The sequence below is a fragment of the uncultured Methanobrevibacter sp. genome (genome assembly GCF_902771435.1).
Taxonomy (GTDB): domain Archaea; phylum Methanobacteriota; class Methanobacteria; order Methanobacteriales; family Methanobacteriaceae; genus Methanocatella.
Window position 1 is genome coordinate 1 of sequence record NZ_CACXXB010000019.1, and the last position, 25619, is coordinate 25619.

30 protein-coding genes and 1 tRNA gene are annotated in these 25619 nt (G+C 36.1%); 5 read left to right on the top strand and 26 right to left on the bottom strand.

Going from position 1 to position 25619, the window contains the following annotated elements; all coding sequences use genetic code 11:
- The 15 genes from QZU83_RS06420 to QZU83_RS06490 form a co-directional block, all read right to left on the bottom strand.
- The coding region (locus QZU83_RS06420) for a S1 RNA-binding domain-containing protein (RefSeq protein ID WP_295610692.1) at positions 1–153 on the bottom strand (153 nt) is incomplete at its 3' end.
- 63 nt (positions 154–216) lie between these two features.
- Entirely contained in the window at positions 217–396 is a 180-nt protein-coding gene (locus QZU83_RS06425; protein WP_067044971.1) for a 30S ribosomal protein S27e, read from the bottom strand.
- 9 nt (positions 397–405) lie between these two features.
- Positions 406–684, bottom strand: a complete 279-nt coding sequence (locus tag QZU83_RS06430; protein ID WP_295610613.1) for a 50S ribosomal protein L44e — start codon at positions 682–684, stop codon at positions 406–408.
- A 237-nt stretch (positions 685–921) separates the two neighbouring features.
- On the bottom strand, positions 922–1776 hold the full coding sequence (locus QZU83_RS06435) for a hypothetical protein (protein WP_295610614.1): 855 nt from the start codon (positions 1774–1776) through the stop codon (positions 922–924).
- A gap of 57 nt (positions 1777–1833) precedes the next feature.
- Positions 1834–2568, bottom strand: a complete 735-nt coding sequence (gene pcn, locus QZU83_RS06440; RefSeq protein ID WP_295610616.1) for a proliferating cell nuclear antigen (pcna) — start codon at positions 2566–2568, stop codon at positions 1834–1836.
- A gap of 71 nt (positions 2569–2639) precedes the next feature.
- Positions 2640–3413 carry a tryptophan synthase subunit alpha gene (trpA, locus tag QZU83_RS06445; RefSeq protein WP_295610617.1) on the bottom strand — a complete coding sequence of 258 codons (774 nt, stop codon included), beginning with the start codon at positions 3411–3413 and terminating at the stop codon, positions 2640–2642.
- Positions 3406–4590 (bottom strand): tryptophan synthase subunit beta, encoded by a 1185-nt coding sequence (trpB, locus tag QZU83_RS06450; protein WP_295610619.1) that lies wholly within the window; start codon positions 4588–4590, stop codon positions 3406–3408. The genes trpA and trpB overlap by 8 nt, the downstream gene beginning before the upstream one ends.
- Positions 4587–5186, bottom strand: coding sequence for a phosphoribosylanthranilate isomerase (locus QZU83_RS06455; RefSeq protein WP_295610621.1), 600 nt, complete (start codon positions 5184–5186; stop codon positions 4587–4589). Before QZU83_RS06455 ends, trpB begins: the two co-directional genes overlap by 4 nt.
- Positions 5179–5955: an indole-3-glycerol phosphate synthase TrpC gene (gene trpC / locus QZU83_RS06460; RefSeq protein WP_295610622.1), complete on the bottom strand. Its 777-nt coding sequence runs from the start codon at positions 5953–5955 to the stop codon at positions 5179–5181. The genes QZU83_RS06455 and trpC overlap by 8 nt, the downstream gene beginning before the upstream one ends.
- A gap of 5 nt (positions 5956–5960) precedes the next feature.
- Positions 5961–6968 carry an anthranilate phosphoribosyltransferase gene (gene trpD / locus QZU83_RS06465; RefSeq protein WP_295610624.1) on the bottom strand — a complete coding sequence of 336 codons (1008 nt, stop codon included), beginning with the start codon at positions 6966–6968 and terminating at the stop codon, positions 5961–5963.
- Positions 6965–7549, bottom strand: coding sequence for an aminodeoxychorismate/anthranilate synthase component II (locus QZU83_RS06470; RefSeq protein WP_295610625.1), 585 nt, complete (start codon positions 7547–7549; stop codon positions 6965–6967). The genes trpD and QZU83_RS06470 overlap by 4 nt, the downstream gene beginning before the upstream one ends.
- Before the next feature lies 1 nt (position 7550).
- Positions 7551–9047: an anthranilate synthase component I gene (gene trpE / locus QZU83_RS06475; RefSeq protein ID WP_295610626.1), complete on the bottom strand. Its 1497-nt coding sequence runs from the start codon at positions 9045–9047 to the stop codon at positions 7551–7553.
- Between the two features lie 89 nt (positions 9048–9136).
- Complete coding sequence (locus QZU83_RS06480; protein ID WP_295610628.1) at positions 9137–9535, bottom strand: hypothetical protein; 399 nt, start codon at positions 9533–9535, stop codon at positions 9137–9139.
- A 22-nt stretch (positions 9536–9557) separates the two neighbouring features.
- Complete coding sequence (locus QZU83_RS06485; RefSeq protein WP_295610629.1) at positions 9558–10328, bottom strand: CPBP family intramembrane glutamic endopeptidase; 771 nt, start codon at positions 10326–10328, stop codon at positions 9558–9560.
- A 98-nt stretch (positions 10329–10426) separates the two neighbouring features.
- The gene (locus QZU83_RS06490; RefSeq protein WP_295610631.1) at positions 10427–10630 is read right to left on the bottom strand and encodes a helix-turn-helix transcriptional regulator; all 204 of its coding nucleotides are present in this window, start codon (positions 10628–10630) and stop codon (positions 10427–10429) included.
- 156 nt (positions 10631–10786) lie between these two features.
- Here QZU83_RS06490 and purB point away from each other — a divergent pair, with 156 nt between their 5' ends.
- Both purB and QZU83_RS06500 read left to right on the top strand, forming a co-directional pair.
- On the top strand, positions 10787–12136 hold the full coding sequence (purB, locus tag QZU83_RS06495; protein ID WP_295610632.1) for an adenylosuccinate lyase: 1350 nt from the start codon (positions 10787–10789) through the stop codon (positions 12134–12136).
- A gap of 8 nt (positions 12137–12144) precedes the next feature.
- Positions 12145–12996, top strand: coding sequence for a hypothetical protein (locus tag QZU83_RS06500; RefSeq protein ID WP_295610634.1), 852 nt, complete (start codon positions 12145–12147; stop codon positions 12994–12996).
- 5 nt (positions 12997–13001) lie between these two features.
- Here the strand turns inward: QZU83_RS06500 and QZU83_RS06505 are convergent, their stop codons facing one another.
- The 10 genes from QZU83_RS06505 to cfbD all read right to left on the bottom strand — a co-directional run bounded on the left by QZU83_RS06505 (position 13002) and on the right by cfbD (position 22996).
- Entirely contained in the window at positions 13002–15494 is a 2493-nt protein-coding gene (locus QZU83_RS06505; protein ID WP_295610636.1) for a heavy metal translocating P-type ATPase, read from the bottom strand.
- A gap of 203 nt (positions 15495–15697) precedes the next feature.
- Positions 15698–16912: an amidohydrolase family protein gene (locus QZU83_RS06510; RefSeq protein WP_295610638.1), complete on the bottom strand. Its 1215-nt coding sequence runs from the start codon at positions 16910–16912 to the stop codon at positions 15698–15700.
- Between the two features lie 7 nt (positions 16913–16919).
- Positions 16920–17309: a DUF126 domain-containing protein gene (locus tag QZU83_RS06515; protein WP_295610639.1), complete on the bottom strand. Its 390-nt coding sequence runs from the start codon at positions 17307–17309 to the stop codon at positions 16920–16922.
- Between the two features lie 22 nt (positions 17310–17331).
- Positions 17332–17976, bottom strand: a complete 645-nt coding sequence (locus QZU83_RS06520; protein ID WP_295610641.1) for a zinc-ribbon domain-containing protein — start codon at positions 17974–17976, stop codon at positions 17332–17334.
- Positions 17977–18004: 28 nt separating this feature from the next.
- Positions 18005–19261, bottom strand: coding sequence for a tRNA pseudouridine(13) synthase TruD (gene truD / locus QZU83_RS06525; RefSeq protein ID WP_295610642.1), 1257 nt, complete (start codon positions 19259–19261; stop codon positions 18005–18007).
- Positions 19262–19282: 21 nt separating this feature from the next.
- Positions 19283–19356 (bottom strand) — tRNA-Arg (locus QZU83_RS06530).
- Between the two features lie 50 nt (positions 19357–19406).
- Positions 19407–19844, bottom strand: coding sequence for a hypothetical protein (locus QZU83_RS06535; RefSeq protein ID WP_295610644.1), 438 nt, complete (start codon positions 19842–19844; stop codon positions 19407–19409).
- Positions 19845–19962: 118 nt separating this feature from the next.
- Positions 19963–21327 (bottom strand): AIR synthase-related protein, encoded by a 1365-nt coding sequence (locus tag QZU83_RS06540; RefSeq protein ID WP_295610646.1) that lies wholly within the window; start codon positions 21325–21327, stop codon positions 19963–19965.
- Between the two features lie 2 nt (positions 21328–21329).
- On the bottom strand, positions 21330–21926 hold the full coding sequence (gene hisH, locus QZU83_RS06545) for an imidazole glycerol phosphate synthase subunit HisH (RefSeq protein ID WP_295610648.1): 597 nt from the start codon (positions 21924–21926) through the stop codon (positions 21330–21332).
- Complete coding sequence (cfbD, locus tag QZU83_RS06550) at positions 21923–22996, bottom strand: Ni-sirohydrochlorin a,c-diamide reductive cyclase catalytic subunit (RefSeq protein WP_295610694.1); 1074 nt, start codon at positions 22994–22996, stop codon at positions 21923–21925. The genes hisH and cfbD overlap by 4 nt, the downstream gene beginning before the upstream one ends.
- Positions 22997–23084: 88 nt before the next feature.
- Between cfbD and QZU83_RS06555 the strand changes: the two genes are divergently transcribed.
- The 3 genes from QZU83_RS06555 (at position 23085) to QZU83_RS06565 (ending at position 25036) form a co-directional block, all read left to right on the top strand.
- A complete protein-coding gene (locus QZU83_RS06555) occupies positions 23085–23483 on the top strand; it encodes a C-GCAxxG-C-C family protein (RefSeq protein ID WP_295610650.1) in 399 nt (132 codons plus the stop codon).
- A 61-nt stretch (positions 23484–23544) separates the two neighbouring features.
- Positions 23545–23991, top strand: coding sequence for a hypothetical protein (locus QZU83_RS06560; protein ID WP_295610652.1), 447 nt, complete (start codon positions 23545–23547; stop codon positions 23989–23991).
- 31 nt (positions 23992–24022) lie between these two features.
- The gene (locus QZU83_RS06565; protein ID WP_295610653.1) at positions 24023–25036 is read left to right on the top strand and encodes a hypothetical protein; all 1014 of its coding nucleotides are present in this window, start codon (positions 24023–24025) and stop codon (positions 25034–25036) included.
- Positions 25037–25041: 5 nt separating this feature from the next.
- Here QZU83_RS06565 and QZU83_RS06570 read toward each other — a convergent pair whose 3' ends face one another.
- A complete protein-coding gene (locus QZU83_RS06570; RefSeq protein WP_295610655.1) occupies positions 25042–25590 on the bottom strand; it encodes a DUF2115 domain-containing protein in 549 nt (182 codons plus the stop codon).
- Positions 25591–25619: the final 29 nt, after the last annotated feature.

Consider the following 25619-nt stretch of genomic DNA (forward strand, 5'->3'; position numbering starts at 1 on the left):
AACCCAACCGGAAGATACTTCAGAAATATGAATAAAAGCTTCTTTGCCCTGATATTCTTCCAATTTAGCAAAAGCCCCATAATTAAGAACTTTATAAACAGTACCTACAATAAGTTCTCCTTCATCAGGCCATTCTTGACTTTTTCTTACCATACTCTCACCAACATTATATAAAAATTATAAAAAATAGTAAAAAATAAGTTAAAAACTAGATATCTAGTTTAAAACTTTTTCAATGTGTGCGGTGATTTTAGCTTTAGCACCGCGAGATTTGACAAGGGTTTTACCACAAATAATACATTTTACATCAGATGCAGCACGATCGAATATTACTTGTTCATTGTCACAATCTAAACATTTAACTTTTAAAAAGTTTCCTCTACCTTTACTAACCATGTTAATCACCTATTTAGCTACAAATTCAGGTTTTCCTGTTCTGAAAGATTGTTTGATGTGAGATTTACCACATTCTTTACATTTAAGTCTTAAGTCTAATTTTTTAACTGGTTTGTTTCCAGCAGGTAAAGGCCTTGGATAACCTCTGTAACCAGCAGTTACACGTCTGAATTGTCTTTGTCCCCAAGTTAACTCACTAGCTTTTCTTCTTTTAGCAGTGTGTACTTCATGTACTGTGTGTTTTTTACAGTGAGGACAGTATGTTCTTTTTTCTTTTGGTATTTTCATTTTTTCACCGTCTTATACACTTTAAAGTGTTTAATCAATTAATCATTGTAAATCTATTCATAAATTTATCTAACACAGGGTTTTATCAAAAAACGTTAGAGATTAAAACTGCAGTGTAACGCATCAAGTCTACAAACAGCAAAAATCCAAATTATAAAAATATAATTTTTTATTATCACAAATAGATATGTTCTTTATTTATATAATACAAGTTATATAAACTTAATGGAAAACTAGCTAAATTTTAACTAGACGACCCTTTCGATTTTTAAAAAATATTTTTGCATTAATCATGGGAAGGGTTACCAGATCTTGGGGTCGGAACGGACCATAAACTTTTTCATCAACACCCACAATGGAATCAACATCATCAAAAACAAGCATTGTTACCAATTCCATGTCTTTAGCTAATTTTTGAGATTCCAAATCATAAAATTCTTCAACTTCATCAGCTACATTCGGATTATCTTCAATGCTTGGTTTCGGAGCAGTATCCTTTGGTTTGGCATCAGCAACTGAAGGTTTTTTTGAATCTTCAGTCTGCTTTTCGACTGGTTTTGGCTTTTCATCAACAATTGGTTTTGCCCTGCTAATCTCATCCAGTCTGTTGAGAACCTCGTCCTTTTCAGGACTTTCACTTGGAGGAGTTAAAGTTGTATTTTGAGTTTCCTCCTGGTTTATTTCATCGTCTTCCTCGGATATTTTTTCCAATGAAATATTTCCTCTGTGATTTTTTAATGTCTCAATCAATGAGTAGTAAAACCTTTCCTCTTCAGGTGTCAGATTCAATGGGGTGGTATCGACCAGATCGAATTGGGGTTTGCCTGTAAAAAGATGGTAAGACCTGTGAATGTTAACTACTGCAGATTCTGTGATTTTCTTTTCTCGCCTTTCACAAATATCTGTAGCAATCATCTGGGCATTTTTAAGAATGCCGTGGACATTAGAGAATGGATCTTCAATAGCCTGTTTTCTTAAGCCATCCAAATACTCATGTAAATCAGTGTAAAAAGTTTCCTCTACACGAGCCAATGTGCCGTTATTTCGTTCTTTTTTTTGAATTTGACGCAATTCCTGATAAAATTGATCCACTTAATACCATCTCTAATATAATCTATTGAAAATAAAAAAAAGTTAAATCAAATGAAATTATTCATCTGATTCTAATCTAGGAGCGAGTAAAAAGCTTAGTTTACCATCGCCGGTAACCATATTAAGGGTTAAACTCAATGGCATGTCAGTACCTAAGCCAATTTCAGCTTCCTCTGAAAATTTATCTGCTTTAAGCATTTCTCTAATCTTATCCAATGAGAATAATGATTTTGCATGTTCGTTAATGTTTTCTCCGTGGAGATATTTAATGCTTGCATCACCGAATTCACCATCAGCAGATGCTATAAAGTAATCTTCATCAACTTGGAAAGCGATTTTGTCTGAAAATATATCAATATCGTTGATACAATCTTTTAAGATAGAGAAACGAACTTTAAATGATGTTGGGTGTTCGATTTGAGGAGGAACAGGGTTATCATATTCCATATCGATTAATCTTATTTTGAAAGTCCTTGTTGCATCCCCTTCAAAAGTAATGATGAAATTTCCTTCATCAACTGACATTAAAACTCTGTCTTGAGATTTTGCACGTTTAAGTACTCTCATGAATTCATCAGTATCAATATTGATTTTTTCAGGAACATCACAAATATATTCATCAAATAAACTAGATTTGAGTTCCAAATGTACGAAAGTTATGTGACTACGGTCTAAGGCATCTAATCTCATGCCTTCACTATCAGTTTGAATCTGTACTTCATCTACAATTGATGAAATAGCATCAAAACTGGTTTTTAATATACTAGAATCACTTAATTCTGCTTTAAACATAGATAATCCTCTAAATAGTAATATGTTTATATTTATTTTTTATATATTATAAGTTTTACTTTTTAGATAATCTATTCATTACAAGCCTTTTTCATGCTGGAAACATATTCCTTTAATGGTTCTGCAGCATCTTCACCATGCTCTTCGATGATTTTTACGATTGCACTACCAACAATGACACCATCTGCAATCCCTCCAATTTCAGATGCCTGCTTAGGAGTGTTTATTCCAAAACCTACAGCCAGCGGCAAATCGGTGACATCACGAATGTCATCTATTATGGCATTCAAATCTGTTTTAATCTCTGAACGCATTCCTGTGACTCCCAATGATGAAACTACATAAATATAACCGGTTGCTTCACTTGCTATCTTTTGAATTCTCTCCTTTGATGTTGGTGCAATCAAAGAAATGATGTCCACATCATATTTGCGAGCAATATCTGCAATTTCCCCCTTTTCCTCATAAGGAAGGTCTGGAGATATTATCCCATCGATACCAAGTTCATTGCATTTTTTAAAGAATCTTTCATAACCGTAAAAGAAAACAGGATTGATATAAGTTAAAAACACTATCGGAATATCTGATTTTTCGCGAATGGCTTTTATTGCATCAAATACATCGTCAGTAGTTGTGTTTTGTTTAAGCGCTCTTACATTAGCCTCCTGAATTACAACACCTTCAGCCATAGGATCTGAAAATGGAATACCTATTTCTATTAAATCACAGCCTGCCTCTTCCATTGCAAGTGCATATTCTACAGTTTTTTCAATATTTGGATCTCCTGCAGTGAAAAAAGGTATGAATGCTTTTCCGTTTTTAAATGCATTAGCTATCTTACTCATTTAACTCAACTCCTCTGTATTCTGCAATTGACCTGACATCCTTATCCCCTCTTCCTGAAAGACAAATCATAATTATATCATCATTATCCATTGTTGGAGCTATTTTCATGGCATGTGCAACGGCATGAGCACTTTCAATAGCCGGAATAATACCTTCCATTCTTGAAAGATATTCAAAAGCTTCTACCGCTTCCTCATCGTTGATTGGAACATATTCTGCCCTGCCTGTGTCTCTTAAATATGCATGTTCCGGACCCACACCAGGATAGTCAAGACCTGCTGAGACAGAATAAACCGGAGCAATCTGGCCGTAATCTCCCTGATTGAAAATTGATTTCATTCCATGAAATATTCCTATCTTTCCATTAGTCAATGCGGCCGCATTGTATGGGGTGTCAACACCTTTCCCCCCAGCTTCACAGCCTATTAGCTTAACTTCCTCATCCTCAATGAAATTATAAAATGCCCCCATTGCATTACTTCCACCACCAACACAGGCAACAACTGCTGTAGGAAGTCTTCCTTCAATTTCTAAAAATTGCTGGCGAGCTTCAGCACTTATTACCGCCTGAAAATCACGAACAATCATTGGAAATGGATGTGGCCCCATAGTAGAACCGATTACATAGTTAGTATCATGAACACGAGCAATCCAATCTCTAAATGCATCATTTACAGCGTCCTTAAGTGTTTTTGTTCCGGATTTGACTGAATGTACCTTTGCACCAAGCAATTCCATCCTATAAACATTTAGAGCCTGTCTTTTAGTGTCTACTTCACCCATAAATACTTCACATTCCATATCCAGAAGTGCTGCGGCAGTAGCGGTTGCAACTCCATGTTGACCTGCGCCGGTTTCGGCAATTACTCTTGTCTTTCCCATTTTTTTAGCAAGCAAAACCTGTCCTAAAACATTATTTATCTTATGGGCTCCTGTATGATTCAAATCTTCACGTTTCAAATAAATTTTTGCCCCGCCAAGGTCTTCTGTCATTCTTTTTGCATAATACAATAAAGAAGGCCTTCCAGCATATTCCTTCAATAATGTGTTTAACTCTTCTACAAAATCAGGATCATTCATATAATGATGATATTGCTCTTCCAGATACAGCAATTCATTCATTAATGTCTCAGATATGTATTGGCCACCGTATTCACCATATCTTCCGTTATTCAACGTATAACCTCCATAATTTCTTTAATCTTGTTTTCATCTTTATAACCGTCTGTTTCTAAACTTGAGCTTAAATCAATGGCATAGGGGTTGAACTGTTCAATAGCCTCAATGACATTGTCTGAATTAATTCCCCCCGCCAGGAAAAATTCTTTTTTTAAATCATTTCTTATTAAACGCCAGTCAAATGTTTTTCCACTGCCTTTTCCACTATCAAGAAGTAAATAATCCGCAGCAGAATCATCATATTCTGATAAATCTTCATTTTCAGACATTTCAATGGCTTTGATGATTTTTAGTTCATCATTAGTATTTTCTTTTAAATAATTAATATAATCTTCACTTTCCAAACCGTGAAGCTGAGCAATTTCTATTACTCCATCTTCATATAAACTTAAGATTTCACTGCAATCTGCATCAACAAAAACACCGACTGAAACTATATCCGGACTTAAATTAGCTTTTAACTGTGATGCAAGCTCATGAGAGACCTGTCTTTTTGAATCGGCAAATACAAAACCTATATAATCAGGCTCATACATATTTACAATTTCAATATCTTCCAAACGCCTGAGTCCACAGATTTTGATTTTAACCATTTTTCAACTCCAAAATCATAGACTTTTTATCATCACTTTTCATTAAAGTTTCACCAATTAAAACAGCATCAACATCATTTTCCTTTAATTTCCTTACATCTTCAGGTGTTTTAATGCCACTTTCAGAAATAAATATTACATCTCCACTAACACATCTACGTAAGCTGATACTATTTTCAATGTTTACTGTAAAATCTGTCAGGTCCCTGTTGTTTACACCAATAATTTCAGCGCCAACATTGAGAGCTGTTCTTATTTCATCACCGTCATGAGTTTCAACGATTGCAGAAAGGCCCAAATCATGTGCCAAATCCAAAAATTTCTTTAGCTCGACAATTGATAAAATGGAAACTATAAGCAACACCGCTGATGCACCAAGAGCCTTAGCCTCCCAAATCATATACTCATCAATGATAAAATCCTTTCTTAAAGTTGGTATGCTGACACATTGTGAAATTTCCTTTAGATAATCATTGGATCCTTTAAAAAAGTAAGGTTCTGTTAAAACAGAAATGGCTGATGCTCCAGCTTCCTCATACTCTTTTGCAATAGCCAGATAATCAAAATCTTCAGCGATTAAACCTTTTGAAGGAGATGCCCTTTTGACTTCAGCAATGATTGAAATTTCATCTTCGCTTAAGGCTTTTTTAAACGGGAAATCCTGATTAATCTCCAATTTCTGGACTTCCTCTTTAAGCTGGTCCAATGATTTGCTTTCCTTTGATTCTGTTAATCTTTCTTTGGTTTTTTCAACAATCTCTTCTAACATTTTAATCATCTATTAGTACATTCAATAAATCTTTCAAGCTGAGTTAGTGCTTTTCCTGAATCAATAATCTCTTCTGCCAATTTTACACCATCACGAAGGGAATCAACCTTGCCTGCAACATACAGTCCTGCTCCTGAATTCAATAAGACAGCATTTCTTTTAGGTCCCTTTTCGCCATTTAGAATTGATAATGTGATTTGAGCATTTTCTTTTGCATCCCCACCAACCAGATCTTCTTTGGATGCCTTTTCCATTCCAAAATATTCCGGAGTGATTTCGTAAGACATTATATTTCCGTCTTTAAGCTCGCAGACTGATGTTTTATCACTTACTGATATTTCATCCATTCCGTCAACTCCATAAACTGTCAGTGCGGACTTAACTCCCAAATTCTTTAAAACCTGTGTTAGCGGTTCCACAAGATATTCTTCATAAACCCCCAAAACTTCCATTGAAGCACCTGCAGGACTGGTTAGGGGCCCTAAAATATTAAATATTGTTCTTATAGACAATTCCTTTCTAACGCCTGCAACATATTTCATTGCCAAATGGTAGTTTTGAGCAAACAGGAAACATAAATTAATTTCTTTAAGGCATTTTAAACTTTTTTCGGGTTCGATGTAAATATTAACACCCAACTCTTCCAAAACATCTGCTGCACCACATTTACTGGATGCTGACCTGTTACCGTGTTTGGCCACAGGAACGCCTGCTGCTGAAATTACAATTGCAGATGTGGTGGATATGTTGAATGTGTTGGAACCGTCGCCTCCGGTCCCTACAATTTCCAATACTTCCTCGTCATTCAGCAATCTCACACAATGAGCCCTCATGGCTTCAGCAGAAGCAGTGATTTCATCTATGGTTTCCCCTTTCATAGACATTGCAGTCAAATATGCACTCATCTGCACTTCACTGGCTTCACCGCTCATGATTTCATCCATGGTTTGGTAAGCTTCATCATAAGTTAAATCTTCATGTTTATATACTTTTAAAATAGCTTCTTTAATCATAAAATTCCTCTGTTAACTTTTTCTATGAAATTCTTTATAATTGTTAAACCGTCAGGTGTTAATATTGATTCCGGGTGAAATTGAAGACCATAAACATTGAAATCCTTGTGTTTGACAGCCATAATCTCACCATCGTCTTTTGCTTTTGATATTATTTGTAAACTGTCTGGAAGAGTATCACCAAGTAAGCTTAGGGAATGATATCTGCCTACAGTTATTTCGGAGGGCAATTCCTTGAAAATAAAATCATAATCAAGTGATATTTCTGAGGATTTTCCGTGCATCAGTCTTTTCGCATGGGAAACTGTTCCGCCAAAAGCTTCACAAATTGACTGATGACCCAGACAGACACCTAAAATTGGGATTTTATCATAAAAGTTTTTTACCACATCAATACAAATTCCGGCATCCTTGGGTTTTCCAGGTCCGGGAGATAAAATAATGCATTCAGGACTTAAAGTCTGAATTTCCTCAACAGTTATTTTATCGTTTCTTACAACCTTAATGTCAGGATTGACCTCTCCGATTAACTGGTATAGGTTATATGAAAAACTATCGTAATTGTCAATTAATAATATCATATCATTCAATTCCCCCATTTGCAATTTTTAATGCATTTATTACCGCAGCCGCTTTGTTCAATGATTCCTCAAATTCCATTTCAGGTACGCTGTCAGCAACTATTCCCGCACCTGAACGGATGTATACCTTATTGTTTCTTGCAAATGCTATCCTAATTGAAATGCATGTATCTATGTTTCCGCTCAAGTCAACATAACCGATAGCCCCACCGTAAATCCCTCTTTTATTGTCTTCCAATTCATTGATTATTTCACAGGCCCTTATTTTTGGAGCTCCGGACAATGTTCCTGCAGGTAAAATTGAATCTATCGCCACAAGAGAATCCAAGTCGCTTCTTAATGTTCCGCTTACAGTTGATCCTATATGCATCACATGTGAGAACCTTTCAACTGAGAGATATTTGTCGACATGGACGGAGCCGATTTCTGAAATTCTTCCTATGTCGTTTCTTCCCAAATCAACGAGCATGTTGTGTTCGGCCAATTCCTTTTCATCACTCAGCAATTCTCTTTCAAGTTCCAAATCCTCTTCTTCAGTTTTTCCGCGAGGTCTTGTTCCGGCCAATGGGAATGTGTAAAGCTGCCTGTCTGTTAATTTTACAAGGGTTTCGGGAGATGCACCTGCAATCTCTATGTCATTGCTTGAGAAATAAAACATGTACGGTGAGGGATTTGTTGTTCTAAGTACCCTATAAGTATCAAATAGGCTTCCGGATATTTCCGCCTCTATCTTATTTGAAAGGACAACCTGAAAAATGTCGCCTTCCTTAATGTAATGTTTGGCTTTCAATACCATATCACAATATTTTTCACGTGAAAAGCATGGTTTGAAATCGGATTTTAATTTCAACGGTTCAATTTTGGCCTTTTTACCGTTTTTAATCAGGCCCGCCAATTTCCTCAAATCATCACATGCCTTTTCATAGTTGTTTTCCAAATCATCGGTTTTGATATTGGAAATTAAGATGATTTTCTGTTTGAAGTTATCGAATGCAATTACCTTGTCAAACAGCATCAGGTCAATGTCCTTAAACTGATCCTGATTTTCAGCATCTAGATTCAGGGAAGGCTCGGCATACTTTATATAATCATAGGCAAAATACCCGACAAATCCTCCTGTAAACGGAGGCAAATAATCTAGCTTTGGAGACTTATTCTTGTTCACCAAATCCCTAATTATTTCACTTGGATTATCTGTTTCAATAATGATTTCATCATCATTGAACTCATCGAAGTTTTCGCTGCCCCTAATCCTGACAGTACCGTCTTGGCATGTGAATTCTAAAAGCGGATTAAATCCTAAAAAAGAGTATCTTCCCCATTTTTCCGCATCCTCGATACTTTCAAGCATGTAACAGTGATTGCTTATTGCCTTTAAAACTCTTAAAACTTCTATTGGAGTAGCTATATCCGAAAACAATTCAAAGGATACCGGTATTCGCTTATACTCTTTGTTTTTTGAAATATTTTTTGCTTCTTCTAAACTTGGGGAAAACATTCTATCACAAATAATAATCTATACAATGTACTATTTAAAACCTTGTTGTCATTATTTGTACATTGGAAAAAATGTGAAAAAAAATATAGTTATAATTTATCTTGCTCTTTTGAAAATTGAATAACAATCTTTTTAATTTCCCTACTGCTCAAATAAGGGAGTTTTTCTGCTATTTCCTTTTCCAAATCTCTATTTAACTGCAATCTTTTTTTAACATATTCTTCGCCTTCAAATTCCTTTCTATATTGTTGATTCAAATTAGAATATTTTGTAATTAAAGGCTGAAGAATGCTTCCGATATCCTTATCCAGCTTATCATTGACAATCTTCTGTTTTCTGATTTCTGTAACAAACCCGACGACTGTTATGAAAAATCCCAAAACGGTGACAGTCAATGCCGGGACAAAAATCTTATCATTGCCGATGAACATTACTGTAACAAAGATTCCTACAAATATAAGAAGAATTCCAATTTTTCTTAAATCCATGTTAAAATATCTATATTCATTATTATTTAACTTTATTCAATTCTTTAGTAATGGATTTTAACAAAATTATGGCCGAAATTATTGCCAATATGCTGACAACAGACATTACAATACCATTGGTGAACAATAGATTATCATAATCGGCAATCCGTATTAGTTCGGCAAACAGATTGTTTAGAAAGTGAGCCAATATGGGAACACAGATGTTTTCTGTCTTCAAATATAATATGGCCATGCAAACCGCAAATACGAAAGCGGAGATTATGCTTCCAAAACTATGAAGGGCAGCGAACAGCAGTGAAGAAATCAAAATAGCGAATATCGCAGGAGTGTATAATTTCAACCTGTTCAGCAAAACTCCCCTGAAAATCAGCTCCTCCGATATTGGAGAAATTAATACAGTGGAGACAAATATGCCCAAAATCGGCAATGACCCAGTCAATGACATTGAGGGTACGTAAAATCCAACCAAAAAATTTAAAGCCGGAAAATGAACAACACATTCATTTGCCAGATACAGCATGCCATAGGAAAAGAAAATATTGGAAAAAACGATTACAAGAATATATTTTAACTCGATTTTTGAAAAGACATTGAAAAGATCCTCCCTAAAATCTGAAGAATAATCTTTTAATTTGATAATGAAATAGGCTATAATGACCACATACAACCATTTTTCATTAATAACTCCCGTAACCTTACCAAGAACATATAAAACAAAATATGAAACAATTATAAGAATAGCAATGTGATAAATCTTAATTTTCTTTAGATTATCGTTGAATAAAGACATATTATCAAAAATCAGTAAATTTAAATGAGTTCAAAAATTAAATAGCATATATATTAACATAACAAACTATTCAAATAAATACTATCCCAAAATCTCATTCAATCATCTTCATTAAACACAAAAACATCTTCAATGGAATTTTCACCCAAAATCTTAGCAATCTTATAAGCTAACAGTAAGGACGGATTATAACGAGCATTTTCTAAAGCGTTGATTGTTTGGCGTGTTACTCCAACAGATTCAGCTAATTCCTGTTGAGTAATGCCTTTTTCCTGGCGTAATTGCCGAATTTTTGTTTCCATATACTCACCCACCAATTAATCAAGAGATTAAAGTGGTTGTAATAATTTCTTTAAATGAAGTATATATAAATGTTTTGTAAACTAAACAAAATATAATATAAAAGAAAATATTAAATATATACTATATTTTAATGAAGTAAAATGAGTTGATAAAAAATGGCTATACATCCGATTGAATTTAGGTATGGTACCCCGGAAATGAAAAGAATCTGGGAAGAAGAAAATAAACTGCAAAAAATGTTAGATGTGGAATCCGCATTGGCTCAAGCTGAAGGAAAACTAGGCATCATCCCACAGGAAGTCGCTGATGAAATTGCAGCAAAAGCTAATACTGATTACGTCAAATTAGAAAGAATGAAAGAAATCGAAGCTGAAACAAACCACGATATTGCAGCACTGTCCAAATCAATAACCGAAGTATGTGAAAATGGTGCTGGAGAATATGTGCACTTTGGAGCTACATCTAACGACATTGTAGACAGTTCAAATTCATTGCTCATAAAAGATTCAATTGAAGTTTTAAAAGAGAAATTGGAAAGATTAACTAAAATAATGCTCAAGCTAACTGAAGAAAATAAAATGAAAGTGTGCATTGGACGTACTCACGGTCAACACGCTCTTCCAACCACATACGGTATGAAATTTGGTATTTGGGCTGATGAGCTCCACAGACAATATGTAAGATTGGAAAATGCAGAATCAAACGTTTGTATTGGAATGATGGACGGAGCCGTTGGTACAACCGCAGCATTAGGCGAACAAGGATGGGAAATCCACAAAACCGTTGCAGAAATTTTAGGCCTTCCTGCTGCAACAATCACCAACCAGGTTGTCCAAAGGGACAATCATGTAGAATTCATTAGCGTTTTGGCAAATATCGCAAGTACTTTGGATAAAATTGGATTGGAAATCAGAAGCCTTCAAAGAACCGAACTTATGGAAGTTGGAGAATTCTTTGATCCTGAAAAACAGGTTGGAAGTAGCACAATGCCACACAAAATGAATCCTATTACTGCAGAAAGAATTTGTGGTGTTGCCAGAATCATTAAATCCTATGTTAATGCTGCTTTAGACAACAATCCGCTTTGGCATGAAAGAGATTTAACCAATTCCTCATGTGAAAGAATCATGTTTCCGGAAAGCTGCATCTTAACAGATTACATCCTCAACCTAACAATCAAACTAATGAATAATCTTATTTTCTATGATGAAAATATCGAAAGAAATTTAAACCTGACCAACGGTTTGATTATGGCTGAAAGATTAATGGCAGAACTTACCCGTGCAGGAATGGGAAAACAGACTGCATACGGCATTGTAAGGAAAAATGCAATTAAGGCCAACAAAGAAAAACTGTTACTGGGCGAATTAATCCTGGAAGATGAGGAAGTTCAAAAATACCTAACTGAAGAGGATGTTGAAAAAATAATGGATCCACACACCTATGTCGGTTCCATTTCAATAATTATTGATGAATTACTCGAAAAATCTAAAGACTGGTTCTAGGTGTAATAATGAGTGGTTTTAAAGAGTTAAAATCAGTGGATTTAGCTTCCTACACAATAATTTCAACTGCCATTGCAGTATTATTTTCAATAATATCTTCAATAGTTTTAGTTATAGCGATTGGAATTGCAAGTCCTCAGGCCATGAGCGGTGCAATCTTCATAATCTCCACACTTATTGTAGGAACACTGATGTACACAGTATACAATGCGTTTTGTCAAGGATATCTCTATAACATTTTAACACAAAAGCTCAATTCAATAAAGATAGCTTTCAGGGACGATAAGGAAATCGTTAAGGTCTCAACCATTGAAACTGCAATCGTCATTTCAATGATTACTACAATTCAGGTAATTCTATTATACCTGGTTTCAGTATTCCTGTTCCCGTTATTGCTCAATTCATTGATTCAGACATTAATGTATTCCGGCCAGCAATTAATGGCATTCAGCATTTATCAATTCATGATGCTTTTAAGCCAACCTGTTACAATTGCCATGATTATTTTTGGTACATTCGTCATTACATTTGTATTTGTCTTGCTTGGATGTTACATTTACAATATTCTTGCAGGTACCGGAAGAGGAGCCATTGTAAACCTATCCAACGAAGACAACATGACTGCAATCGATTCAATTGATGTTTTAAAATTAGCTATTGTTTTTGCAGTTGTCGGAGGCGTTTTAAATTTAATCCTTGCACTCATTACATTGATAAGCGGAGGAGACGTGATGACTCTCATTATAAATGTAATCGTAGGATTCGTTGGCGCATTTGTAAACGGTGTACTTATGGCCATATTCTATAACTTCCTTGCACCAAAACTCGGAAAATTAAAATTAGAATTAATTGATCAATAGACCAATTAATTTTTACTTTTTCTTTTTATTTCAGGAACATATCTCTTAAGCATCAGTGATAGGGATATGACTGTCACGGAACTCATTGCCATTGCAAGACCTGCCAGTGCAGGTTTAAATGTTATTCCGAATGCAGGATATAATACCCCTGCCGCTACAGGAATCAGTATTGAGTTATATGCAAAGGCCCAGAAGATGTTTTCCTTGATTCTTCTCATTACTTTTTTGGAAAACTGTACTGCTGCAACTACATTTTCCAGATCACCTTCCATAACAACAATATCACCACTTTCCATAGCAATATCTGTTCCATTGCCCATAGCTACACCAATATCTGCCTGTGTCAGTGCCGGAGCGTCATTGATACCGTCCCCAACAAACAATACTTTTTTGGTATGGTTCGCCTGAGTTTCCTTTACAATATCAAGCTTATTTTCCGGAAGGACTCCTGCACGGACATTGTCAATTCCAACTTCACGGGCCACATTGAGTGCGGTGGATTCATTGTCCCCTGTAAGCATATATGTTTCAACATCCATTTTATGCAGTTCATCAATGGTTCTTTTGGAATTGGCTTTGATTTTATCAGATAAGCTTAAAATACCTTTAACGGATTTATCATATGCCAGAAAGATGATTGTCTTGCTTTGGCTTTCAAGTTCATGATACTTATCCTCCAACTCTTTGGAAACGTCAATTTCATTGGCCCTCATCAATGCGAGATTACCTGCAAAAACATCACTTCCATCCAGTTTGGCTTTCAAACCCTTACCTGTTACATTTTCAAAGTCGGTGGTTTGGTCCAAATCCAAATTCAACTCTTTTGCCTTATTTACAATAGCCTTTGCAATCGGATGGTTTGAATTCTGCTCCACGCTGGCTGCAAGCTTAATCAGTTCCTCATCTGAAATGCCATATGAGATTATATCGTCCACTTCAGGTTTTCCTTCAGTTATTGTTCCGGTTTTATCAAATGCAGCAACATCAATTTGGCCTGCATTTTCCAGAGTATCTCCATTTTTAATAAGGATTCCGAATTCGGCTGCCCTTCCAACACCAACGGTAACTGCAGTTGGAGTGGCCAATCCCAATGCACATGGACATGCAACCACCAGAATTGAAATCAGACATGTTAAAGAGAACAGCAATGTAGCTCCCAGTACAAAATACCAAATCAGGAATACCACAATAGCTATTGTCAGGATGACAGGAATGAAGTATGATACAATGGTGTTTGCAAATTTCTGAACCGGAGGCCTAGAGGATTGTGCCTTCTCGACCAAACGAATAATGTTTGAAAGCACTGTTTCCTTTCCGATCTTTTGAGCCCTGATGTGTAAAACACCATCCTGATTGATTGTACCGGCAAATACTTCTTCACCGTCTTTTTTAACTTTAGGAATCGGTTCACCGTTAATCATTGATTCATCAACATAGGATTCACCACCTACAACATCCCCGTCAACAGGAATTTTCTCGCCGGGCTTTACCAAAAGCAAATTGCCAATTTCAATGTCCGCTATGGAAACTTCCTTTTGTGATTTGATTTCACCGTTTTCATCAAGCTCTATGGCTGTTGCAACAGTTGGCTGAAGGCCAATAAGTTCACGAATAGAGTCTGAAGTTCTTTTCTTGGCTCTTGCTTCAAGATATCTTCCAATCATTAAAAATGCAGGAAGCATTACTGCAGAATCATAAAACATGAATGTATGGTCCAAAACAATGTGGAACGTTCCGAGGATACTTGAAACATAAGCCACCACAATACCCATAGAATACATCACATCCATATTCAAGTTCTTATGCATCAGACCGTTGAATCCCGCTTTTAGAATTGGCAGGGAAACATATAAAAACGGACCTATACTTACAATCAATGACAAAAGACCGACAGAAGATACGTCAAGACCTGTTGCCTGATTTAAACTGTTTACAATACCTGCCAAAGGATCCCACATTGTAAACATTAAAATCATTAAAATGACTGAAGCTATTAGGCCTACAATAATCCTGTTACGTTTTTCGGCTAAATCCTGTTGATAAATAGCTTCCTCATCAATTTCCGTTTGTCCTTCAACACCTAAAAGTTCAAATCCCAATGATTCTATTACCTTTTCAATTTCATCCAATGTCACTTTAGATGAATCATACCTTATTCTTGCTGATTGTGAGGTTAAGTCTGCCTTTACATCAAAAATTCCATCCAGCCTGATTAGGAAATTCTCAACGTTCATGGTACATGAAGCGCAGTGCATTCCCTGGATTCTTAAGGTCATTTCATCTGTGTGGAGTTCAAAACCCAGATTTTTTACCAGCCTTTCCATTTCTTCATAAGAAATTTTTTTGGTATCTACAGTAATATGTAATTTATTTGCTGCAAGGTCCGCATCGACTTCCTCTACGCCTTCAACTTTGCCAAAAGTTTTATTGACACTTAAAACACAGGAAGCGCAATGCATTCCCTCAATAGGCAAATCCATATGTTTATGCTTTACCATGAAATCACAACCGTTTTAGACTTATAGAAAAATATATCGTTTTTAATTGTTATATAAATTTAGGTTATACTAAAAATAATTCATGACAATTTCCACATGAGAATAGCTCTTTGAAATACTGCAATAGAATTGTTTATCTCAACAAATAATTGTCTTAAATGCACATTTTTCAATATAGTTTACAGACAGCAGATAACTTTTCATTAATTTTTAACTTCAATACCATCTTGAATTACTTTTAAGACATTGTTATTGTCGCTTAAAACAGAAACATCATCCAAAGGATTTGAATTAACCAGAATCAAATCTGCAACATAATTTTCCTTAACCAAACCCAGATTATCTTGGCCTAAAAATTCTGCCGCCTTAACTGTGCCACTGGCTATTGCCTCATCTTCACTCATTCCAATATCTGTCAAGTGAACAAGTTCCTCCAGGTTATGTCCATGAGGAATCACACCGCTGTCGGTTCCCATTAAAATATTGACGCCCTGCTGGTAAGCAACAGATATGTTTTCCTTGTGGACTTTGACTATCTCTTTCAATTTCGCTGTTTTTTCAGCTGCATAATTATCCCATGCCGGAAATCCTGCCTTATATAAAAATTGGTGAACCAGCAATGTCGGAACAAGAGTGACATTCTTTTTAACCATTTTACAGGCTGTTTTCTTATCTATGAATGTTCCATGTTCTATTGATGAAAATCCTGCATCGATGCAATTGTTCATTCCTTTTAAACTGTGACAATGAGCTGAAACCTTCATATTATTTGCATCTGCTTCCTTAACAATGGTTTTAAGTTCTTTTTTATTGAACTGTGCAAATTCGGGTGAAGTGTTTGTAGTCAAAACTCCTCCGCTTGCCATTACTTTTATAAAATCAGCACCTGCCCTTTTAATTTCACGTGTCTTTTTGAGAACTTCCTCAATGCCGTCGCATCTTCCCTTTGGAAAACCGGGATACATTATTTCCATATCAAAACCGGATGGCAGGAGCAGGTCAAAATGCCCGCCGGTCATGACCAATGGAGTAATTGATAAATAAACCTTAGGAGCAGTAAACAGTTTTCTTTGCTGAGCCAATTTAAAACTTAAATCGGCAGATCCGCAATCCCTAATTGATGTAATGCCAGCATTTATTGTTTGAAGTGAATGAGGAACGGCATTGTAAAAATGAATTCCCAATGGATTTGCCATATTTTCCTCTTTGTGAAAACCCTTTGCAAAAATATGAGTATGGCAATCGATAAAACCTGAAAGCAAGTAGTTATCCTCACCGTCAATAACATTAATGTTGTCCTTCGTGTTGATTGACGGAGAAATCTCTTTTATCAAATTATTTTCAATCAATACCTTTTGACCGGTTTTAATTTCTTCAAACGGATTGACTACATTAACGTTTTCAATTAGAGTTTGCATATTATCCCTAGATTAATTCTATTGTTCCATTATCCCCGTCAACTTCAACCATAGTTCCGTTTGTTAAATCTTTGGTTTCACTAGGAGAGTCGACCATTGGAATATCGGACATTATAGCGCCTGTAGCTATAATCGGTTCTGCATTTAAACAGATGATAGCTTTAGGAGCAGTATTGTTTTTCATCATCTGGAAAATTACATAAGACCCTACTGTAGATCCTTTTCCGCCAGGAATAAACAGGACCTTATCCTTGATACTTTGGCCTTTCAATTCATGATTGGGATCAATGACTTTACCATTTTCAGGATTGACACCTCCCAAAAAGCTGATAGGTTCTCCTGAAACAATCAATTCGCCTTTTCCTTTTCCTTTTGCAATACTTCTACATTCAATCATAACAATCACTCAAATTATGAAATTAGAATAATTTATCTTCAACAAATTCCCCATTGTTAATGGCTTCAGTGCATTTAATTGAATCAATTAAAGCCCAAATCCAGACTACAAATATCAATACAAAACCAATGAGGAAAAATACAAGTGCTGCAGATACAATATAAGCAATAATAAATGAAACACCTTTTTTGCTTAAGCCCAGATACAGATGACCTAAGCCAGGGAATAAAAAGCTTAAAATTGCAGACAATACCACATTTTTCTCTTCATATTGTCTGACATTAGCCACTCTAACACCACAATTAGGGCAAATCTCTGCGTTAATGTTGATTTTTTCACCGCAAGATTGGCAGAACTTAGTTTGTGGCTCTGCTTTATCTTCATCAAATCTGTAACCACATTGAGGGCAGAATGCTATATCTTCTTCCACTTCCCTTCCGCAGTTTGAACAGAATTTGGATTTTTTAACTATATTGGCTTCAATCTCTTCATTTTGAGGTTCTTCTATTACCTCAATATCAATATTATCTTCAATAACTTCTTCAACAGGAGCATTATCTTCAACTGCATCAACGGTTTCTTCAACAGGAGGTTTTAAAGTTGCTCCACAGTTTGAACAGAATTTTGCGTCTGTTACTTCTTTACCACAATCAGGACATGTCACCATATTAACACCATGTTTTACTATAACCCATTTAAATAATATCTTTTTTCATTATCTCCCTTAAAACGGCAGTTGCATAGGAACCCTTATCGATTGAAAATTCGCATAAAACACCTTCATCCATTGGAGTTGCACTGCAATCCCATACCTTGAATCTCATTTGACGTCTAAGTCCATGACTTCCTAATCTAGGCATTTTAGGAACTTCAAAATCCTCTTTTGTGATGCCGTATTTTTTTAGGATGTCCTCTTCCATCTCACCAACTTCGCCGCCTGCAAACGGAACTTTGGTACCGAACAGAGGACATGTCGGATTAGCTTCAAAGTTCTCAATCAATTCCTGATATTCCTGTGGAGTTTTATCGCGAACAATGTTCTCTTCAGGGTCAATGACAATGTCTCCTTCTACATATTTATCAATTCCCATTGCCACCCTATTGCTTACTGCTTCGTTGAACAGATAAGACTGATAAGCGTGAACAAACATTCTTTGAAGTGGTTTTGGAAGGGCATGCAATGCATTCATATATGATTTGTCTGTAAGTTCGCCTTTTTTGGAATCTCTGATAAGCTCCTTAATCATCATTTTTTCATATCTCATTCCCTTGCCCATCAATTCAAGGGATTCCTCAAGGTTTCCGTCATCATATGCCTGTCTGGCCTTTTGATTATCTTCACTTTCATCATCCTGAGGATTTCCAATGTAGGTGTTTACTGCCTTTTCAAGGTCATTTTCAACCAGTGCCTTTCCAACCAAATGGGTTATTGTTCTTGGTTTTCCAAATCTCTGCCATCCGAAATAGTTTGGAACTCCTGTTGTTTCCAATTGTGCCAATACCTCATTTGCAATATCTGCACTTTCTTCGATATCGTCCAGGTCTTTAATAAGAATCTTAAACTTGTTTCCTTTAAGCTGGCCCATCCTAAGCTTTTTGCGTCCTCGCACAATCTTTAAAAAATCAGTTTTGTAAATGTCCAAATTCTCAACTTGCCTAAACTGCTCTTCTGAGTCCATATTGGCTATGCAAATCCATTGGCGAGTTATGGCTTTTTTATCCTTCATTCCTGCAAAGCCCATTCTTTTTCTTGAGACATGCAAATCCCTGGCAATGTCAAGAACAACATCCAATGTGGTCCTTCCCAACTTTTCAATCCACACATAAACGTTAGGTCCCTCACCTTCAGGAATGATTTCGGGAATTTCTTCAACATAAAAATCTTCATATTGGTTTCTAATTGTTCCACCAATACCCTTTTGAGATGTAACATAAGTATTAGCATTTAACATAATAATCACGGAAAATAATCATGCCCTGGCCGGGATTTGAACCCGGGGAATGGGATCCGCAGTCCCATGTGTTATCCAAACTACACCACCAGGGCAACAAAATAAGATAACATATTAATATATTCAATTAATAGTATTTAAATTATTACCATACATACAATGTATATGAATAATCCCGATAAGTCCTTGTTGCAACAGTGACTTTTTCTGCATTGTCATAATTCCCTTTGGAAGCCAATACCTTTCCTTTTAATTTGTTATTCTCGCAGAACTTATAGTTTGTAAGTTTAAAACTGTCAAACTTATTTTTACAAATGTCTGAAACTTCACGTATGGATTTTTTTGAATTTTTATTCTCCTTTAAAATCGTTGATATTTCACCCAGAAATGTCTGGTCGGTAAAGTTAATTTTTCCGGATAAAATCTCCATTATGTCCTGAGCGGATTTCAAATCATGAGTTTCATAAGAATAATCCGGAGAAGGTATTGAAATCACAGTGTTTACAACAAAAACTGCCATTAAAAGAATTGTTATGGCCAGAATTGCCTCAATTATAAATAAATTTCCTTTCTTGTCTTTCATACATTAGGATTATAATGCCAAACAAATAAAAAAATGCAAAGTGCGACTTTATGATTTTGTGCATAGCTGCACTTTAAAAAAAAAATAGTGAATGGAAATAAAATAATTTCTCAAATATTTAATTTCCACGAATATGTTCTATTACTTTATCTTTTTTAGCAATAGCTGCATCTGAAGCTTTTTGAACTTTTTCTTTCATTTCCTCAAAGTCTTCAGGAGTTGTTTCGCCAACCAACTTTTTGATTTTGGTGTATGCCGCTTCCCTGAATAGCGGAACTAGTTTTTCTTCAGTTGAATCCTCTTTAATCAAGATAGGTTCGCCTGAGTTGTTGACTTCACCTATTTCTGATATTGCAACATCGTATTTGGAAACTGCCTTTTTGATGTCACCAACTATTTCAGGAGGTGCTATCAACATTAATGAATCTGTTGATACTCCCAAAGGATCAATATTCAATGTTTCAAGCATATTCAATACGTTTGGAGCAACCATCTGTCTTATTTCCTTTTCATAGAATTCCAATCCCACACCTGTTGTGTTGGATATTTCATGAGCGTCGCCTCTAAGACCACCATTTGTTACATCGGTCATTGCATGGATGTCCTTTACAAGGTCTGCTTCAAACAGTGCATGTGATGCCTGAACGAAGTTAACGTTCATTGTATCCCATACGACATCAAAGAAACCGTTGTATAATGCGGTTGTTGTTATTGTTCCTCCGCCTGATCCTTCAGTCAATAAAATTATATCTCCTTCGGTAGCTCCTTTTCTTGCAGTTGGAGGATATGCAGATACACCAACACTTCCAACTGCGGATACGAATCTGTCACCTAAAACCATGTCCCCTCCGACACGCAAGGTACTTCCAGCGACGATTGGAACATCCACAAGTTCTGATACTGCTGCAACCCCAGCTGTAAAGTCAAATATCTTTGCAACGTCACCGTCATCTGCAAGGTGAACGTCACTTAAAATTGCAACCGGGTCGGCTCCCATTACACAAACATCCCTTAAAGTAGCACGAGTTACATGAAAACCGCCTAAAAATGGATATTCGCTTAGGCGTGAGTGGATTCCATCAACAGCTGTGGTAATGTAGACCTCATCATTTTTCACCGGAGCTTTTACAACTCCACCATCATCCTGCTCGGACGGGTTTACCAGTGAAGCGGTGTCAGTTGATGATACGATTTCTGCGATTTTTCTGTGTACAAAAAAGTCTCCTGCACCGCGTGAACCGACTCCCATTTCTCCCATGAGAACATCAGCTTTGTTAACACTAGCTATTTCTTTTAAGAATTCATCATCACTTTCATTTAGTTTTAAAGTTGTTGATACTTCATCAATTACTGCTTTTGCCATTTCTACTGAATTTTCTTCAGTGATATTTTTGTATTCGCGTATTCTTACAGCTAAAATTTCTGCCAAGTCATCATAATCATAATCATCAATTCTAGCTCTTACAAAACCTTCAATATCCATTTTTAAATCTCCAAATTAGTGAAATTTTTTAAAATCTTAAGTCCAGCCACACCGCTTTTTTCAGGGTGGAACTGTGTTGAAAATAAATTATTCTGAGATAAGCTTGCTACAACATCCCCACCATACTCGCAAACTCCTGCAACAATGCCGTCATCGTCAGGAACCACGTGATATGAGTGGACAAAATAGAAATATTCCCCATCAATGCCTTCCAAAATTGGAGAATCATTCAAAACATTTAGCTTATTCCAACCCATATGAGGTATTTTAACACCTTCAGGAAGCATTTCCACATTGCCTTTAAACAGACCCAGACCTTTAACTCCAGGTGACTCCTCACTTTCGCTCATCAGCACCTGCTGGCCAAGGCATATTCCCAAAAAGGGCTTATCATCATTGACATGCTCGTTGATAACATCCTCAAATGGTTTTAGATTTTCCATAGCACTTCCAAAAGCCCCGACACCCGGCAGAACCAGATAATCGCTATTTGCTATAATTTCCTTATCGTCTGTGATTTGATATTCGCATCCAATCTTTTTAAATCCGTTGGAGATGCTTTTTAAATTTCCACTTTTATAATCGATTATTGTTATCATTCGTCTAACCACCCAATAGCTGATCTAATCATTCCACCAAAGTCTGAAAAGACAATTTCATCTGTTCCGAGAGTTTTTGAATGCGCATCAAGCTCTGCAACAACATGAGTATAGCCCAATTCTTTTAAAGGTTCAACCAAACGTGGCCCGTCAGTTACTGCGACAGATTCCACATCAAAGTCTTCTATTGGAAATGCATGTGGAACACCAAACACGACAATCAAATCCAAGTCCTTGTCTTTTAAGTAATCTGCAGCAACATTTGCGGTTATAGGATATTCATCAAGGCCACCTGTAATGAAATCCGGCTCAATATCAAGCTGGTTTTTAATGTTTACCGCATGCTGCCTTATTCTTGGAAGACCGATGTTTTCATCCAGATTGGCTACAAAAATTGGCCTGTTTTCCGGATTGATTTTTGTGTAGTCAAAATTTATAATATCTGCAAATAAATATGATGTTTCCTTTTTAACATTCAATACAAAAGCAACTTTCTTATTATCCTTTAAAGCATTAACAACTATTTTTGCCACTTTTTCCTTTGAATCTCCGAAGTTTGGCTTGATGTATTTGCCCTGTGCCATTCCACGGGTCTTTTCAACTTCAGTTGCCTTTTCAAGCATTTCAATCTGTCTGTCCGCTTCGCTTTGAGGTATTACGCCACATTCAACTGCAGCCTCTAAAACCATGATGGCACCAACGGTATTGTCACCTTCACCTGAACCCCCATGAGATTCAACAGGAATAACTGTACACGGCAAATCAGCATTGACTATTGCCTCCTTTAAATCCTCACCGATAATCATACTGGCGCATGTACCGGCAATACCCATCAGTTCCGGTTTAAATGTTTCATAAGCTTCGGTTAATGTCTCGACTAACTTTTCGCCAGCCCCTAAAATAAAATCATTTTCAGACATTCCAGTAGTTACAACACGAACTCCGTCGCCTTCCAGAAGCCTGGCTGTCCTAAAGCAGCAGCCTGTAGGGCCGTGCATAACAATAACATCAACATTCATGTCCCTTAATGTGTAAAGAGTAGCCGCAATCGGGCTTGGTCTCGGATGTATAATTTTTATCAACTCACAATTTTTAATAAATAATTATATAAAATTCTTAATTAATATAATTAATTAAACAAATTCGGGAGATTGCATTATGAAACTTGACAAACAAATTTTAGAGGAAAAAATCAGGGAATACAGAAAATCCAAAAGCTGTTCCGAATCCACATTAATGGGCCTTTGTGAAACAGCCGAATATCCCATCTCTCAAGATGAAATGGTAAAATTAGGATGTGGATTTGCAGGCGGAATCGGAGGTACATTTGATGAAGGAACCTGCGGTGCCGTAACCGGTGCAATAATTGCAAACGGCCTTGTCGTTGATGATCCTGCCACAATTAAAGCAAATGCCAAAGAAATATTCAACACATTTAAGGAAGAATATGGAAGCGTATGCTGCGGTACAATAACCAACAACGGCGAAGACAAATCCCCATGCGTTGACTGCTGCGTGTTCATTGCAAATAAAGTAGCAGATTTATTGGACAAATAAGATAATTCCATGGTTAACATTCCATTCTTTAAATTATTAAAGATACATTAAGCTGTTTAAAATGAATAAAAGTATTATCTTCATTATTATTTTACTTCTAGCCGCATTATCATTAGTTTTTGTTTATTCGGTAGACAACAATCTGCTTTCAGAAAACAGAACTGAACTGACCGTATCGACCGAAGGCCCCATAGAGTTGTCAAAAATTATTGATGACGTTAAAACCGGACAATACTACAAAGGGCATGACAACAAAACTCTTGCATGGATGGAATCCTTAGGAAACAAGCAGGCATTTATGGGAAACGGCATGATTGTAGTGATGAGCGATTATGATGCGGGCAAACTTCGCTCCGAATATGCATGTGACGCATATATTACCCAAAATTTTGAATGCAATATTGTGGAAAACCATTCTCTGGGCAATGTCAAATATCCAAAAGATGTCTTACTGGTTGAAAACGTGAAATATGTTGATGAAGAAATCCATTTCCTTCAAGACAGTTAATACCTAAAAAACATAATAACCCTGTGAAAACATGAATCCGAAAGAAACCTTTTACAAAGACTGGAAAAACTGTACCCTTCCAGTTTATCACATAGAAGAGAAAATTACTGACCCTACACTGAAAAAAATTGATGAAATATATGGTGTGGCAGATATTTTAAGCATTGAAAATGCAAAAAAACATGAAAGGAATCTTTGGTTGTTATCTGCTTTTGGAACAATAATTACTATACTGTTTCTTCTTTATGATGAAGCGGAACTGCATTTGCTTATTTTCGGATGCCTAATTATCATAGTTGGAATATATCAATTGTATAAACTAGCTGAACGGAATAACTGTCATAGAAAATATATACAATATCGAGTGCTTGCCGAAACGCTTCGAGTCCAATATTTTCTTTCCAAAGCAGGCGTAAAAAAGCAAGTCACAGACCTATTGCCATGGTTTATTAAAAATGGCCTCCCCTGGATTAATGAAATTCTTTTGGAACTTCCACTGAAAAAAATGGACAATAAGAATTCCATCATTAACTGTTGGGTCAGAGATCAGTTAAAATATCATCAAAATGCACTTGTAAGGACAACCAACAGAAAAGAAAGGAACGATAGAATTACAAAAATTGTGCTGACCGTAACAATTGCAACCTATATTATTGCAGTAATATTTGAGATTTATATTCTTACAATTCCTTCCGGAGAGATAACATCAGACATGCTCAGTTCTTTTCTAAAAAGTCTGCAGGATTGGGGAATAATGGTCGGATTTACACCAACCGACATGATCCGTTCAATCATGAAAATTGTAATCGGAACAATGTCTGCCGCAACATTGTTTACTGGAAGTTACTATGGAAAAATGTCATTATCTAACATCATCGAAGACCACAGAAGAATGGCAATGCTTTATGAAAAAGTTGAAAACGAAATTTTGCAAAATGGTGAAACTGAGGAACTGATAATCACATTAGCAAGAGAATTTTTAATTGAAAACAGTACATGGTATTCCTATCAAAGCAAAAACACACCCAATCTGACAATAGAATGAATTGCTTAAAATTCCAGCTGCTCGGCAATGCACATTTTACAAACGGCATTAGGAGACTCCAGATTGGCGTCTTTAACAGGACAGTAAAATTTTCCGTCCTTTTCTTCCACATATAAAGATCCCGGAAACGGAGTGCCCACAGGATGTATCGGCTCTTCTAAAATAAAAGTGGTGTAAATCGAAATGATTCCATAGATTAATGGAAATTTTGTTTTGGAAGTAACAGATTCGTTAATATGATAGGATTTCAATGTAGCAACTGCATCGATGAACTCTTCCTTGTCAATGTCATGTTCATAAGTGTTATTGTCACTGTGAACATCCTTAATGCGAGCAAGGAAATATTTGACATAGACCGCATGGCTTTTGTCCTTATAATTTTCCTGCACATACTTGCTTTCCTCTATCATTTCCGCATTTACAGCCATCAAATCAAATACTGAAATATTGCCTGAATACTCCTTTAAAATATCCAGAACAGATTCGGTTGATATGCTCTGCTCATTTGAAACGACATTTGAAAAATCATCATACATGCCTAATGCATCATTCATAATAACCATCTAAACTATATTTTCAACAT